14 protein-coding genes and 2 tRNA genes are annotated in these 14,374 nt (G+C 71.4%); 10 read left to right on the forward strand and 6 right to left on the reverse strand.

What is annotated here, in order from left to right:
• The first annotated feature begins 82 nt into the window (after positions 1 to 82).
• Positions 83 to 156 (forward strand) — tRNA-Ile (locus tag QP089_RS20870).
• A 229-nt stretch (positions 157 to 385) separates the two neighbouring features.
• Here QP089_RS20870 and QP089_RS20875 read toward each other — a convergent pair.
• Positions 386 to 982, reverse strand: a complete 597-nt coding sequence (locus QP089_RS20875) for an alpha/beta fold hydrolase (protein ID WP_285913398.1) — start codon at positions 980 to 982, stop codon at positions 386 to 388.
• A gap of 1,100 nt (positions 983 to 2,082) precedes the next feature.
• Here QP089_RS20875 and QP089_RS20880 point away from each other — a divergent pair.
• From QP089_RS20880 to QP089_RS20890, 3 genes are read left to right on the forward strand one after another with little or no spacing between them, the layout of a single operon-like run.
• Positions 2,083 to 2,316, forward strand: a complete 234-nt coding sequence (locus tag QP089_RS20880) for a hypothetical protein (RefSeq protein WP_285913399.1) — start codon at positions 2,083 to 2,085, stop codon at positions 2,314 to 2,316.
• Positions 2,317 to 2,338: 22 nt separating this feature from the next.
• Positions 2,339 to 3,166: a helix-turn-helix transcriptional regulator gene (locus QP089_RS20885; protein ID WP_285913400.1), complete on the forward strand. Its 828-nt coding sequence runs from the start codon at positions 2,339 to 2,341 to the stop codon at positions 3,164 to 3,166.
• 51 nt (positions 3,167 to 3,217) lie between these two features.
• Positions 3,218 to 4,141: a DMT family transporter gene (locus QP089_RS20890; protein WP_285913401.1), complete on the forward strand. Its 924-nt coding sequence runs from the start codon at positions 3,218 to 3,220 to the stop codon at positions 4,139 to 4,141.
• Here QP089_RS20890 and QP089_RS20895 read toward each other — a convergent pair.
• Positions 4,122 to 5,906 carry a M64 family metallopeptidase gene (locus tag QP089_RS20895; RefSeq protein WP_285913402.1) on the reverse strand — a complete coding sequence of 595 codons (1,785 nt, stop codon included), beginning with the start codon at positions 5,904 to 5,906 and terminating at the stop codon, positions 4,122 to 4,124. The two genes, QP089_RS20890 and QP089_RS20895, sit on opposite strands and share 20 nt — an antisense overlap.
• A gap of 142 nt (positions 5,907 to 6,048) precedes the next feature.
• A complete protein-coding gene (locus QP089_RS20900) occupies positions 6,049 to 6,258 on the reverse strand; it encodes a hypothetical protein (RefSeq protein WP_285913403.1) in 210 nt (69 codons plus the stop codon).
• A gap of 222 nt (positions 6,259 to 6,480) precedes the next feature.
• Here QP089_RS20900 and QP089_RS20905 point away from each other — a divergent pair, with 222 nt between their 5' ends.
• The 6 genes from QP089_RS20905 (at position 6,481) to QP089_RS20930 (ending at position 9,976) form a co-directional block, all read left to right on the forward strand.
• Positions 6,481 to 6,600 carry a DLW-39 family protein gene (locus QP089_RS20905; protein ID WP_211238580.1) on the forward strand — a complete coding sequence of 40 codons (120 nt, stop codon included), beginning with the start codon at positions 6,481 to 6,483 and terminating at the stop codon, positions 6,598 to 6,600.
• Between the two features lie 25 nt (positions 6,601 to 6,625).
• Positions 6,626 to 7,342 (forward strand): HAD-IA family hydrolase, encoded by a 717-nt coding sequence (locus QP089_RS20910; protein ID WP_285913404.1) that lies wholly within the window; start codon positions 6,626 to 6,628, stop codon positions 7,340 to 7,342.
• A gap of 14 nt (positions 7,343 to 7,356) precedes the next feature.
• Positions 7,357 to 7,429, forward strand: a tRNA-Ala gene (locus QP089_RS20915).
• Between the two features lie 103 nt (positions 7,430 to 7,532).
• Positions 7,533 to 8,129, forward strand: a complete 597-nt coding sequence (locus QP089_RS20920) for a GNAT family N-acetyltransferase (protein WP_285913405.1) — start codon at positions 7,533 to 7,535, stop codon at positions 8,127 to 8,129.
• 194 nt (positions 8,130 to 8,323) lie between these two features.
• Positions 8,324 to 8,617, forward strand: a complete 294-nt coding sequence (locus QP089_RS20925; RefSeq protein WP_285913406.1) for a hypothetical protein — start codon at positions 8,324 to 8,326, stop codon at positions 8,615 to 8,617.
• 96 nt (positions 8,618 to 8,713) lie between these two features.
• Positions 8,714 to 9,976, forward strand: coding sequence for an MFS transporter (locus QP089_RS20930; RefSeq protein ID WP_285913407.1), 1,263 nt, complete (start codon positions 8,714 to 8,716; stop codon positions 9,974 to 9,976).
• On the opposite strand, the gene cydC is transcribed toward QP089_RS20930, so the two are convergent.
• Genes cydC through cydB form a run of 3 tightly spaced genes read right to left on the reverse strand, consistent with a single transcriptional unit; the run spans position 9,882 to position 14,364 of the window.
• A complete protein-coding gene (cydC, locus tag QP089_RS20935) occupies positions 9,882 to 11,699 on the reverse strand; it encodes a thiol reductant ABC exporter subunit CydC (protein ID WP_285913408.1) in 1,818 nt (605 codons plus the stop codon). The genes QP089_RS20930 and cydC overlap by 95 nt on opposite strands.
• A complete protein-coding gene (gene cydD / locus QP089_RS20940) occupies positions 11,696 to 13,345 on the reverse strand; it encodes a thiol reductant ABC exporter subunit CydD (protein WP_285913409.1) in 1,650 nt (549 codons plus the stop codon). Before cydD ends, cydC begins: the two co-directional genes overlap by 4 nt.
• Complete coding sequence (gene cydB, locus QP089_RS20945; protein WP_285913410.1) at positions 13,342 to 14,364, reverse strand: cytochrome d ubiquinol oxidase subunit II; 1,023 nt, start codon at positions 14,362 to 14,364, stop codon at positions 13,342 to 13,344. Before cydB ends, cydD begins: the two co-directional genes overlap by 4 nt.
• Positions 14,365 to 14,374: the final 10 nt, after the last annotated feature.

The raw sequence follows: 14,374 nt of genomic DNA on the forward strand, positions 1-14,374 counted from the left end.
CCCGCCGCCGCCCGCCAATCGATTTCCGGTTGCCGTTCCACATGCGGTAATCTCTGGTTGCGCCGCGAGGCGGCGGCAGTACGGGCCTATAGCTCAGTCGGTTAGAGCGCATCCCTGATAAGGATGAGGCCGGTGGTTCAAGTCCACCTAGGCCCACTTCGGAGATTGGGAGTGGTGTGCCCACGCAGAGCGTGGGCCGCCACTCCTTCGTCATGTCTCCCGGGGGGCGACCCCCGGACCCCCGATGTGGGGGGCTCCGCCCCCCACGCCCCCCTGTGGGGGCTCCGCCCCCTACACCCCCCGCTCGGGGCTTCCGCCCCTTACGGTCGCGGCCGGGCCCCGTGATCGGACGCCTGAGGCGTGGCCCGCACGGTAGTGATCAAAATCAGCGTGCCGGTTCTGATCGTGTCATTAGGGGTGTACGGGGACGGGTGGGATTTTGGGTTAGGCAGGACGTGTCGGGGGTTCGCAGGTCTCGGATGAAGGCTGTCTGGATGGCGGCCACGCAGCCGCTGGGTTCGTGTTCGGCGACGTGGCCTACGTTGGGCACCTCTAGGACCGGGGCGCGGCGGAATTGGCGTGCGGCCTGCCGGCCCGCCTCGGTCGGGGTGTTGGCGTCCAGGTCGCCGGAGGTCACCAGGACGGAGCGGAGCTGCTGGGAGAGTTGCGCGATGTCGTGCAGTACGTGGTCACCGTTGCAGGCGCCGGCGCTGCGTTGGCAGAGCAGTTGCAGTGTCCGGCGTGCGGCTCGCGCGTTGGGGCGTCCCCACATGTCCATGGCGAGCGGGTAGGCGCTCGACAGCACGAGCGAGCGCACCCGTTCGGGGTGCCGTTGGGCGTAGACCGTCATCAGGTAGGTGCCGTAGGACTCCCCGAACAGGTCCAGCCGCCTGATTCCCAGCTTGACCCGGACGGTGTCGATGTCGTCGGCGATCTCTGCGGAGGTGTAGCCGCGTGCGCGGATCGACGAGTAGCACGTCATGGTCTTGTAGTAGATCGCCGAACATCAGTGCATACGTGGTGGCGGATGCGATCGCCGAGTCGCCGGGGCCGCCGGGATTGATCGTCACGGTTCCTCTGGCGGGCCGGGACGCATCACGATGCTTGATCAACGCATAGGCCACGGTGGTGTCGCCCAGTCCGGGGCTCGCCCGCACGGCGCGGGGGCGGGCGCGCATCGTCCTGCGCGGGGAACCGGCGGCCCCCACCCGAGAGGGAGATGGATCTGGGGATGGGGCCGTGGGAAGATCTTCGCCTGCCTGTGGCCGTTCGGCACAGGGGTGTGAACAGAGTTATCCACAGGATGTGGATTGGTGGCCGCCTGGGGTGCGGGAGTGCTGGTGGCCTGGGTGGACGCGGATATCCCCAGGAAACCGGGGTGGGGACGAACGGTGGACGGTGGTCGGTACGGCCATCGGGAGCCGCTGTTATCCACAGGCTTCGTGGAATTCGTGGAAGGCCTCCAGAGGGCCAGTGGGGTGGGCAATGAGGTCCTCCAGCCCCTCGATTTGGACCTTCGGCTCCAGGATCGTCCGGTCGTCCACAGTCGGGGGCTGGGGACGTGATTGGGGATTGCCGGTGGGCGGGGCCGTCCACCGATCGGCGGGGCCTGTGGAGGGTGATTGCCCACAGGTTGTGAACGTCTTGTGCGCGAGCAGGTGGTGCGGGTGGCCTTGTTGCTGGTCAACGCGTTATCCACGACGTGGACAACGGTCCTGGGGTTCGGGGGTCGGCTGGGGAAGAATGGTGGACGGCGCCGGACGGCGGCCGTACCCAGGTTGTGCACGCCAGTTATCCACAGGGTGTGGAAACTGTGTACGAGTAAGGTGCGCTGTGGACGGTGCGGCGGTCCGCCGCCGAGTGTCGATGACATGTTCGAAAGGCCCCGTCGCCTGGGGATTTCGCTGTGGAGCCGGCGCTCGGAAAGCCTGTTCGCAGGGGTCGGAGGATGTGTGAAACGTTGCCCCCAGCCTGTGGATGACGGGGTTCGGGCGGCCGCGGGCGGCGCGGAGGACGCGGCGCCGCGCGGAGGGCCTCCGACCTGCGAACATTTGTTCGAACGCGTGCTAGGCTCCCGGACTCATGGGGCACCTTCTGAACGAGCCGGTCCGGGCCGAGCACGACCACTCCGGACGGCTCACCGCGTACGAGTGGCGGGGGTCGCGCTACGCCGTCGAGGCGGTCCTGAAGACCTACGGGACGCCCCAGGAAGGCCGGGTCTACCGGGTCCGGGTCGTCGGCGCGGAGGGCGTGGCCGTCGCGGAGCTCGGCCGTGACCGGGACCGCTGGCGGATCCGGCACGTCTTCTCCGCCTGACGGGCGCCCGCCGGACCGGGCGGTGTGGACGCGCGTCGACGGCATCCAGGGCGCCTCGCTCGACCTGCTGAACGCGCGGATCGGCCACCGGCACTACGCGCCGCACATCCATGACGAGTTCGCGATCGGCGTGTGCGTCGACGGCCTGGAGACCATGCGGTATCGCGGCGAGCGGCTGTACTCGGCGGCCGGCAGCATCGTGGTGATCGAGCCGGGCGAGGCGCACACGGGCGGCCCGGCCGACCAGGACGGCTTCGCCTACCTGTGCCTTTACCCCACGGCCGAGCTGGTGGGGGCGGCCGCGGGCTGGGACCGCGGGGCCCCGCATTTCGGTGAGCCGATTATCGACGATCCGGGGCTGGCGCGCAGCCTGCGGCTCGCCCACCGGTCGCTGCGGCTGGGCGACGACCCGCTGGAGGGCGAGAGCCGGCTGCTCGGCCTGCTCGGCACGCTCGTCCGCCGGCATGCCGTCCGAGGGGCGCGGGAGCAGGGCGGTTCGCCGGCTTCGTCCGGGATCGCTAGTGCGGTCGCGGCGCGGCTGTCCGACGAGCTGGTGAGCCCGCCTACGCTCGCCGAGGTGGCGGCCGACCTGGGCCTGTCCAGGTACCAGCTGCTGCGCGCGTTCCGTGACTCGATGGGGATGCCGCCGTACGCGTGGCTCGCGCAGCACCGCGTGGCGCGGGCGCGGACGCTGCTGGACGCGGGGCACAGGCCCGCCGAGGCGGCGTCGCTCGTCGGGTTCGCCGACCAGGCGCACCTGACCCGCTGGTTCCGCCGGGTCGTCGGCGTGACGCCCGGCGCGTACCGCAACAGCGTTCAAGACCGCGCCCGCCGCCGCCCCGCATCCTGACCCGGTGCCCGGCGATGGGGGCCGGGCGGCCGATCCGGAACGGAGGACGTGGTGAGTCGCCGCGGCTGGTTGCTGTTCGCGCTGATGAGCGTGCTGTGGGGGATCCCCTACCTGATGATCAAGGTGGCGGTCGAGGGCGTGTCGGTGCCCGTGCTGGTGTTCGCGCGGACCGCGCTCGGCGCGCTGGTGCTGGTGCCGATCGCCGCCCGGTCCGGCGGGTTCGGCCCGGTCCGGCGGCACTGGCGCCCGCTGCTGGTGTTCACGGCGGTGGAGATCCTCGGCCCGTGGGCGCTGCTGTCGGACGCCGAGCACCGGCTGACCAGCTCGATGACCGGGCTGCTGATCGCGGCGGTGCCGATCATCGGGGTGGTGCTCGCCCGGCTGACCGGCGACGCCGAACGGCTCGGGCCGGTCCGGTGGGCGGGGCTGCTGGTCGGCCTGGCGGGCGTCGGCGTGCTGGCCGGTCCGCACCTCGGTGGCGGCAGCGCGTGGGCGATCGGCGAGGTCATGCTGGTGGCGCTCGGCTACTCGATCGCCCCAATGATCGCGACGCGCCGGTTGCAGGATCTGCCGAGCCTGCACATGGCCGCCGCATCGCTGACGATCGCCGCGGTGGTGTACGCGGGCCCGGCGGCCGCGACCTGGCCGGACGCGGTGCCGAGCGGGCGCGTCCTGGTCTCGCTCGGCGGCCTCGGCCTGGTCTGCACCGCGCTCGCCTTCATCGTGTTCTTCGAGCTCATCCGGGAGGCGGGCACGTCCAGGGCGATGGTGTTCACCTACGTGAACCCGGCCGTGGCGGTCGTCGCGGGCGTGCTGCTGCTCGACGAGCCGCTCACCGGGACGATCATCGCCTCGTTCGCGCTGATCCTCGGCGGTTCGGTGCTCGCGACCGTCCGCCGCGCGCCCGCCGGGCCGGGTGCGACCCTCCCGGCCGCGCCCGCCGTCGACGTGCCGGTCAGCGAAGAGTCACGGTGAACCGCTCCGGCCGGCCGGTGTTGCCCGCCGGATCGGTCGCCCGGTACTCGACGGTATGCCGCCCCTTGGGGAGCCTGCCGTAGGTCAGCGAGTCGATCACGGTGCCGTTCTCGGAGAACCGCCACGGCGCGGTCGAGTCGGTCGGCCAGCCGAAGTAGTTGAACCAGCCGTCGCCGTCCACGCGGAACTCGGACACGACCACGCCCGGACGGTCGTCCGCGCCCGTCAGCTTCATGGTGAACGGTCCGTTGAAGACGTACTCGGGAGTGCGCCCCGGACGAGCCTGCGCAGCGTCCGATAGCTGGACCTTGACGGTCGGACGCTGCGCGTCGATCGTCCACCTACGGGTTTTGGAGCCGACCCTTGCGATGAGTGTGTGCGTGCCACTGCGCAGATGGAAACGCCCTAGCGCGATGTCGCGTTCGCTGCTGCGCACACGCCGTCCGTCGAGTTCCCAATGGACGACCGGCGTCTTCTTAGCGGGATGGGTCGTCTCCGCGTAGACGACGGACTCGGCGCCGACGGGCTCGTCAGTGGGAGTGGACGAGGTGAAGTCCAGGGGCACGTTGTCTGCAGGCGTCTTGAGGCGCGTGTTGACGGTCCATGTACGGACCTGGGTGAGCGCCGCGGACGCGCGTATGGCGGGGTCCCGCACGAAGCCGGTCGGGTCGGTGACCGTCGCGTTGACGGTGTGCGTGCCCTTCCTTAGATGGAGGCGCCTGAGGTCGAGGTTCGGCGACTTCCCTACGACCTTCCCGTCAGCAGACCACGTGACCGACAGTTGGTGCCCCGTAGGGTGCAGGGCCTCCACCCACAGGACACGGTCGTCGCCTACAGGCGCGTCCGTGGGCGTCTGCGCCTGGACGAGGTTGACCTTGCCGGAGATGCGCTGCGTCATCCGTTCCCGGGCGACCTGGTCGTAGTAGTAGCCGAGCGTCTTCATCATGGAGTGCTGGCTCGGCCGCCATACGCCCTTGCTGAAATAGAGGCCGCCCTCATAGCGGCCTATGACGCCGCCCGCTTCGCTGCGCTCTCCCAACCAGCGCCACCACTTCTGCTTCTGCGCCTTCATCTGCTCGACGGTCAGCAACGTGTGATGGATGGACGCGGGCTCCGGACCGGTGTACGTACCGCCCGGCACACCCCGTTGGTAGTAGTCGTACTCGTCATCGAGCCCGCCTAGCGAATGCCCGAGTTCGTGCGGTGCGATGAGGGCCGACATGGCGTTCCCGCCAGAGGACGTGGCGTACGTACCGCCGGCGCCTCCGTAGGTGTCGCTGTTGGCCATCGCGAGGATCTGCCGATTGCCCGCGTTGGTGCCCGGCACCATGTCCGCGTACTTCTTCGCCGCAGCGGAATCCATCACGAGCAGCCGCTGCAGACCGTCCTGCTTGCATCCGCTCCAGAAAGCCATGCTGAGCGGCGTCGTACGGCGCGGTGAGGACAGATCAGGGTCGCAGCTGACTCCCGACTGCGCCGACGTGATCTCGACCGCGTACACGTTGACGTAGCTGCGGTACGACTTGAACGGCTCGATCGTCCACATGTCGTTGAGGTGCTTGTCGAGGTCGGCGCGGAACTTCGGCATGTCCGCCGCCGTGTAGCCGTCGCCCATGACCACCAGGTTGAACCGCTTGGCCGGATCACCGGTGACCTGGACCGGCACCACCGTCGCGTCCGCCGCCTGCGCCCGCGCGGGCACCGCCGCCAGGGCCGTCGCGGTGAGCGCCGCCGCGCCGATGATGCTCGTCCTGCCGATCCACATGAACGGACCTCCTCCGGGCGGCGCGCGCGGGCCCTGCAGGCCCGGGGAGCGGCGCGCCGGTCCCGTCCCGCCGATCAAGCGGGACTGCCCGGATTATCACTCCAAGATCCGCTTTTGTCTCCATGCGGGAACGCCGGATCGATCAGAAACCGATCCGCCACAGCAGCAGGATGAGCGAGGACAGCCCCAGCCCCGCCGCGCCGAGCCGCACGTCCCCCAGCATGATCAGCAGCGCGCAGCCCGCGGCCGTCGCCGCCGACGCCCAGACCAGCCCCCGGCCGGCCGGCGTCTCCCCGTCCGGCGCGCCCGGGTCGAACTCGCGCTCCCAGCGCCGGAAGTCGTCCTCAGCCATCGCCACTCCCGAGGGTCGTCCCTCGGGCCGCCTCGCCGCGCGCCCTGCCCGGCGGCGCCGCGCGGAGGCGGCACCCGGGATTGGACGATCGGTCCGATACCGGCGAGTGGGTGCGGACCGCCCGGGATCGGTTGCTAGGCTGCGGTGAGCCTGGGGGAGCAGACACTGATTCGTATCTACCCCGGGTTGAGACTTCATAGTCGAGGTGAAGGGGTCCACACCGTGAAGAAGCTACTGATTCTCGCCGTCGTCGCCCTCGGTGGCTTCGCCGTCTGGCGCCGCCTCCAGCAGGACCGCGCCGAGCTCGACCTGTGGACCGAGGCCACGTCGTCCGACAGCTGAGACGCCGGCGCCACCGGGCCCCGGCGTGAGCGGTGCGGCGCCGATCTCCATCGCCTGCATCGATCTCGCCGGGACCACCGTCGCGGACGGCGGCACGGTCGAGACCGCCTTCGCCGAGGCGATCGCCGCCCTGGGGATCGCCTCCGGCACGGCGGCCCACGACCGCGCCATGGTCCGCATCCGCGAGTCACGCGGCGGCTCGAAGATCGAGATCTTCCGCTCGCTCTTCGACGAGCCGCGCGCCCAGGCCGCGCACCTGGCCTTCGAGCGGTCCTATGACCAGCTCGTCGACCGGCACGGCCTGCGCCCCGTACCCGGCGCCGAACGCGCGCTCGAGCGCATCCGCGGCGCCGGGGTGCGCGTGTGCCTGCTGACCGGGTTCGGCCGCCGCACCCAGGCCCGCGTCCTGGACGCGCTCGGCTGGTGGGACCGCGTCGACCTGACGCTGTGCCCGCAGGACGCCGGCCGCGGCCGCCCGTGGCCCGACCTCGTCCTCACCGCCGCGCTCCGCCTCGGCGCGGGCGACGTCCGGCACATCGCCGTCTGCGGCGACACCGCGAACGACATGCTGACCGGCCGCCGCTCCGGCGCGTCGATCGTCGCGGGCGTCCTCACCGGCGCCCACGACCGCGACCGCCTCCTCGCCGCCGGCGCCACCCACGTCCTCCCGAGCGTCGCCGCCCTCCCCGACCTCCTCCTGCCCGCCCCGCTCGATGACGCGGCGCCCGCCGACCACCGGTAAGCTTGACGCGCCGAGGGGCCTTAGCTCAGTTGGTAGAGCACCGGCTTTGCAAGCCGGGTGTCAGGGGTTCGAATCCCCTAGGCTCCACCCACTCGAAAGCCCAGGTCAGGACTGAAGGCCGGCCTGGGCTCTCGTCTGTCGGGGGGCTTCTCTTCCGCCTTTTCTTCGGAGGGGCGGTAGCGTCGCGTTCGTGAACGATGGGGCGATCGATGTCTTCCAGGCCGACCGACCGGACGACTCCGGCCGGGTTACCCTGCGTCACCTTGCTGGTCGGGATCAGGACGAGTTCATTGGCTTGGTGCGAGCCAGCGCGGAACTGCACGGGCCGTGGATGTCTCTGCCGAGCACGCCGGAGCAGTACCGGGCTTATGTCAGGCGGTACGCGCGGCCCGATGAGGAGTCGGTGCTGGTCTGCTTGCGCGGCAGTGGAGCCATCGCCGGTGTGGTCAACATCAACAGCATCATTCGGGGACGGTTCCAGTCCGGGTCGATCGCCTATGCCGCCTTCGCTCCTACCGCCGGTCAGGGATACATGACCGAAGGAGTGACGCTGGTCGTGCGTTATGCCTTCGAGCAGTTGCAGCTTCACCGGCTCGAAGCTCAGATACAGCCGGACAACCACGCCTCCATCAATCTGGTTCGACGGGCCGGCTTCCGTTATGAGGGGTGCTCGCCCGAGCTTCTGTACATCGATGGGGCCTGGCGAGACCACGAGCGGTGGGCGATCACCAACACAATGATCGACATCGCGCCCACGCGTCCGCATGCGACCCTGCCAGAGCGTTAGAGCCCCGTTCGCGCTGAACCGGAGCCCAGGTCGTGACTGCGGTCTGCGTTTTCGTGTTGGAAGCGCTTCGCCTCGCGTTCGTGGGAGAGGGGATCGCAGGGGAACAGCGTGGATCTCGCCTGGGCGGACGAAGCCTGCCGGTGGCGCGGGCGGTGACTGTCGACAGCCGGGGGTCTCGGACGTATTTTCCGGTCATGGCAGGGGTGAGTCCGCAGCGGGTCGCGTTCGATGCGGCGCGGGTATTGGTGTCGGCGGCGGGCAGTGATCTGTGCTGGTGGTTGTGCGGTGAGGTCGGGCGGTGCCTGGGGACGAGATATGAGACGCGGTTGCTGGAGACCCGTTTGCGGCTGCAGGAGGACGACGTCTATTTCAAAGAGGCGGGGTGCTGGCGCGCCATTCTGGACGACGCACTCCGGGATCGGCCGGATGTGGCCGAGTGTCTTTACCGGGTGATCGGTCCGCTGCTGGGTGCTTCGCCCGGGCACTGAGTCGTCAGGGGCGGGCGTCCGGTACAACGAGGGGTTGTGGGTGCCGGACGGGGCGTTGTTTGTGGGCGGCGGGCGGCGGGTGTTTGATCGTCGGCGATGAAGAGACGGGGAGACGGGCTCGGGCGGGATTTCGCGTGGCTGTGGCGCGCCTACACGGTGAGCACGCTGGGGACCTTCCTGGCGATGGACGCGTTCCCGCTGATCGCCGTCCTGGTGCTGCACGTGGGGCCGGCGCAGGTGTCCATGATCGCCGCGACGAGCGGAACGGCGGCCGCGCTGCTCGCGGTGCCGCTGGGGCCGTGGATCGAGTTCCAGTACAAGCGGCGGTTGATGGTCCGGGCGGATCTGCTGCGGTTCGCGGTCCTGTCGACGGTGCCGATCGCGTACGGGCTGGAGGCGTTGACGTACGTGCACCTGCTCGTGGTGGCGGTGGTCGTCGCTCTGGCGGACATCGTGTTCCGGGGGGCCAGCGGGGCGCATCTCAAGGCGCTGGTGCCGCAGCGGCAGCTGATGGAGGCCAACGGCAGGTTCGAGACGGTGCAGTGGATGTCGACGGCGGTCGGGCCGCCGGCGGGCGGGGCGCTGATCGGGGTGCTGGGACCGGTGGTCACGGTGCTGCTGGACGCGGTCAGCTACGTGCTGTCGGCGCTGGGCGTCCGGAAGATCGCGGCGCCCGAGCCCGAGCCGCCGGAGCGGACGGCCGGCGCGTCGCGGTGGGCGGAGATCGGCGAGGGGTGGCGGGTGATCGCGGCGCGGCGGGAGCTGCGGCTGCTGTTCGCCAACAGCGTGCTCACCGGGGCGCTCATCATGGCGACGGCTCCGCTGCTGACGTATCTGATGCTCCACGATCTGGGGTTCTCGCCGCTGGAGTACGGGCTGGCGTTCGGGGTGCCGTGCGTGGGCGGGATCTTCGGTGCGCGGGTCTCCCGGCCGCTCGTCCAGCGCTACGGGCGGCGCGCGATCATGCTCGTGTTCGGGGTGGGCAGGGCGTTGTGGCTGGTCGGGCTGGCGTTCGTCGGGACGGGGATCGGTGCGCTCCTGCTGGTGATGGCGATGGAGTTCGGGATCATCACCTGCATGGGGGTGTTCAACCCCATCTACGCGACGCGGAGGCTCGAGCTGGTCGAGGCCGGGAAGGTCGCCCGGATGGTGACCGCCTGGACGGTCAGTTCGCGCACGGCCATCGCTCTTCTCACTGCGGTGTGGGGTGTGCTGGCAGGGTTCGTGGGGGTTCGGGCGGCCATCGCGGTGGCGGGCGTGCTGCTCATCGCGGCCTGCGGGTTCCTGCCGTGGCGCCGGGAGCCGTCCCCGGTCGAGGACGACGCGTCGCCCGAGGCGGGAGTTCGCGTCCCGGGATGACCGGATGCTCGGTCTCGCGCTGCCACAGGGTGCGGTAGAGGCCGGGCCGGGAGACCAGCTCGGCGTGGGTTCCGCGGTCCGCCACGCGCCCCTCGGACAGGACGATGATCTCGTCGACGGCGTCCAGGCCGGTGAGGCGGTGGGTGACGAGCAGGGTCATCCGGCCCTCGGTGGCGCTGAGCAGGTCGGCGGTGAGCTCGTCGGCGGTCGCGGTGTCGAGGTGTTCGGCGGGCTCGTCCAGGAGCAGGATCGGGAAGCCGGCGAGCAGGGCGCGGGCCAGGGCGATGCGCTGCCGCTGGCCGCCGGACACCCGGGCGCCGTGCTCGCCGACGCGGGTGGCGAGGCCGCGAGGCAGCGCGTCGACCCAGTCGAGGAGGCGGGCGCGGCGCAGGGCGTCGCGGATCTCCTCGTCGGTGGCGGTCGGACGGGCGAGGCGGACGTTCTCCTCGATCGTCGAGTCGAAGAGGTGCGCGTCCTGCGCGCACAGGCCGATGACCGTCCGGACGTCGTCGCCGGTCAGCGCGCGCAGGTCGACGCCGTTCAGGGACGCCGAGCCGGACGCGGGTTCCAGGAAGCGGAGCAGCACGGAGGTCAGGGTCGTCTTCCCCGAGCCGGACGGGCCGACGATCGCGCACCGGCGGCCCGGCGCGAGGTCGAGGGAGACGCCGTCGAGGGCGTAGGGGGCGGTGGGCGTCCACCGGGCCCGGAGGTCCTCGATCCGGAGGGTGTGGGGCGCGGCGGGGAGCCGTGAGGGGGCGGACGGGTCCTCGACCGGCACCGGAGCGTCCAGGACGGCGAAGATCCGCGCGGCCGAACGGCGGACGCGCTCCAGGTGCTGGGCGGCCAGCGGCAGCCCGGCGACGACCTCGAACGCGGCCAGCGGCAGCAGGACGATCACCGCGAGCAGCACCCCGTCGAGGGCGCCGGAGCGGACGGCGGGGACGCCCACGGCGAGGGCACCCCATACGGCCAGCCCTCCGGCGAGGGCGGAGACGGCCGCGCCGAGGCCCGCGGACGTGGCGGAACGCGCGGTGGCGCGGGTGAAGGCGCGGTCCAGGCGGGCGGCTTCGGCGAGCTGTGCCGGTGCGGCGCCGTAGGCGATGAGTTCGGGCGCGCCCTGGAGGGTGTCGACGACATGGGACGTCAGTTCGCCGCGCAGGTCGGTCGTCCGGCGCTCGGCCCGGCGCGCTATAGCGGACGACAACCAGGGCGCGGCGACGCCCGCAACGAGCAAGGCGAGCAGCAGAACGACGCCTGCCGAAGGAAGCAGCGCCCATGCAAGCCCTACCGAAACCCCGCCCACAATGACGGCGACCGTGCAGGGCAGCAGAACACGGAGGAAGAGGTCCTGTACGGCGTCGACGTCGGCGACGAGTCGGTTCAGCAGGTCGCCGCCACGGAACGCGGGAAGTCCGCCGGGCGCGAGCCGTTCCAGCCGCTCGTACACGCGCGCGCGTAGATCGGCCAGGATGCGGAACGTCGCGTCATGGCCGACGAGGCGTTCGGCATAGCGGAACACGCCGCGGCCTAGGCCGAACGCGCGGACGGCCACGATCGCGACCATCAGCATCAGCACGGGCGGATGCTGCGCCGCGCGCGAGATGAGCCATGCGGACGTCGCCATGAGGCCGACGCCGCTGCCGAGGGCCAGGACGCCGAACAGCACGGCGAGCAGCAGCCGTCCCCGCGCCGGGCGGGCGAGCCTGATCAGCCGGAGGATCATGCCGTCACCGCCGCGGGCGCGACGGCGACGACCCGGTCGGCCAGCGTGGTGAGGGCCGGGCGGTGCGCGACGAGCAGGACGGTCCGTCCGGCCTTCAGGCGCTCGACGGCGTCGATCACGGCGGCCTCGCTTTCGCCGTCGAGGTTGGAGGTGGGCTCGTCCAGCAGCAGGAGCGGCCCGTCGCGGAGGAAGGCGCGGGCGAGGGCGATGCGCTGGCGCTGGCCCGCCGACAGCCCGGATCCCCGGTCGCCGAGCACCGTCGCGAACCCGTTCGGCAGGGCCGAGATGAACTCCAGCGCGTTCGCGGCCTCGGCGGCGTCCCGAACCGCGGCGTCCGATGCGTCCGGGCGGCCGAGGCGGATGTTGTCGGCGACCGTCCCGGCGAACAGGTAGGGGCGCTGCGGGACCCAGGTGATCCGTTCGCGCCAGGCGTCCGGGGAGAGGTCGCCGAGGTCGGTCCAGTCGACCAGGACGCGCCCGGCGTCCGGCCGGACGAACCCGAGCAGCACCGACAGCACGGTCGACTTCCCGGCGCCGCTCGGCCCGACCAGCGCGACCGTCTCGCCGGGGTGGACGGTCAGCGAGAAGTCCGCGAGCGCGGGGCCGCGGGGGTAGGTCACCGTCACCCCGTCCAGCCGGAGGGTCGCGCGCGAGAGGTCCGGAACGTCCGATCGGGTCCCCGCGGCGGGCAGCGGCGTCTCGAGCACCTCGAAGATCCGCGACGCGGCGGTGAGGCCCTCGACGCTGGCGTGGTACTGCGCGCCGACCTGCCGCAGCGGCAGGTATGCCTCCGGCGCCAGGACCAGGACGAGCAGCGCGGTCTCCAGCCCGAGCCCGCCGTCGACGAGCCGCAGCCCGATCGACACGGCGACGAGCGCGACCGACAGCGTCGACAGCAGCTCCAGCACGAGCGCGGACAGGAACGCGATCCGCAGCGTCGCCATCGTCGCGCGCCGGTGCCGGTCGGTGACCTCGCGGATCCGGTCGGCCTGCGCCCGCGCCCGGCCGAAGATCTTGAGCGTGGGCAGGCCGGCGACGACGTCGAGGAAGTGCGCGGCGAGGACCGACAGCGTCCGCCACCGCCGGTCCATCTTCCGCCGCGTGGTGAGCCCGACGAGGATCGCGAAGACCGGGACGAGGGGCAGCGTCGCCGCGATCGTGACGGCGGACGGCCAGTCGCCGAGCAGGATCCGCAGCCCGACGGCCGCCGGGACGATCACCGCGAGGACGAGTTGCGGCAGGTAGCGGGAGAAGTAGTCGTCCAGCGCGTCGATGCCGCGGGTGGCGAGGGTGGCGAGCTCGCCGCTGCGCTCGCCGGACAGCCAGCGCGGCCCGAGCGCCATCGCGTGGGCGAGCAGCCGGCCGCGCAGCTGCGACTTCACCGCGGCGGACGAGCGGTGCGCCGCGACCTCCTGCAGCCAGGCGACCAGCGCCCGGCCGGCCACGACGCCGAGCAGGAGCAGCATCGGGGTGCGCAGGTCGCGGAGCGAGGCGCCGCCGAGGAACGCCCGGGTGAGCATGTCCGCGAGCAGCGTCGCCTGCAAGATGATCAGCGCGGCGGTGGCGGTGCCGAGCGCCACCGACGCCAGCAGGAAGATCCGGGTCGTCCGGGCGTAGCGCAGCAGGCGCGGGTCGAGGGGCTTCACCGCACCGGCTCCGGCTTCTTCTTCGGCGCCGCGGGGATGTGGGAGGTGCCGATCCGCTTGCGGAACACCCAGTACGTCCACCCCTGGTAGATCATCACGATCGGGGTGAACGCGGCGGCGACCCACGTCATGATCTTCAGCGTGTAGTCGCTGGACGCGGCGTTGTCCGTGGTCAGGCCGCCGGAGGCGAGGGTCGAGGGCAGGACGTCCGGGAACAGCGCGGTGAACAGGGTGGCGACGGCGAGCACGATGGCGGCGCCGGTGCCGATGAACGCCCAGCCCTCGCGCCCGCGCCGGTTCGCGGCAGCCGCGAGCAGCAGCCCGGCGGCGGCGCCACCGGCGGTCAGCCAGGTCACCGGCTTGCCGTGCTGGACTTGGGTGATCAGCAGGAAACTCCCGCCGGCGGCGATCGCCGCGACGACCGCGATGCTGGCGACGCGGCGCGCCCGGAAGCGGATCTCTCCGGACGTCTTCAGCGCGAGGAACACCGCGCCGTGCAGGACGAACAGCGAGGTCGTGGCCAGCCCGCCGAGCAGCGCGTACGGGTTGAGCAGGTCGAGCAGCGTCCCCGCGTAGTCGTGCGAGGCGTCCAGCGGCACGCCCCGGACGATGTTCGAGAACACGACGCCCCACAGGAAGGCGGGCACGAGGCTCCCCCAGAAGATCGCCCGGTCCCAGCGGGCCCGCCACCGCGCGTCGTCCCGCTTGCCGCGGTACTCGAACGCGACGCCGCGGACGATCAGCGCGAGCAGGATCGCCAGCAGCGGCAGGTAGAAGCCGCTGAACAGGGTGGCGTACCACTCGGGGAACGCGGCGAACGTGGCGGCGCCGGCGACGATGAACCACACCTCGTTGCCGTCCCAGACGGGCCCGATGGTGTTGATGACGACGCGGCGCTCGACGTCGTCGCGGCCGAGGAGCGGCATCAGCATCCCGACGCCGAAGTCGAATCCCTCCAGGAAGAAGTAGCTCGTCCACAGGAAGGCGATGATGACGAACCAGACGGTGGTGAGTTCCATGGCCGGATCC

Source organism: Actinomadura opuntiae (genome assembly GCF_030283205.1).
Taxonomy (GTDB): Bacteria; Actinomycetota; Actinomycetes; order Streptosporangiales; family Streptosporangiaceae; genus Spirillospora.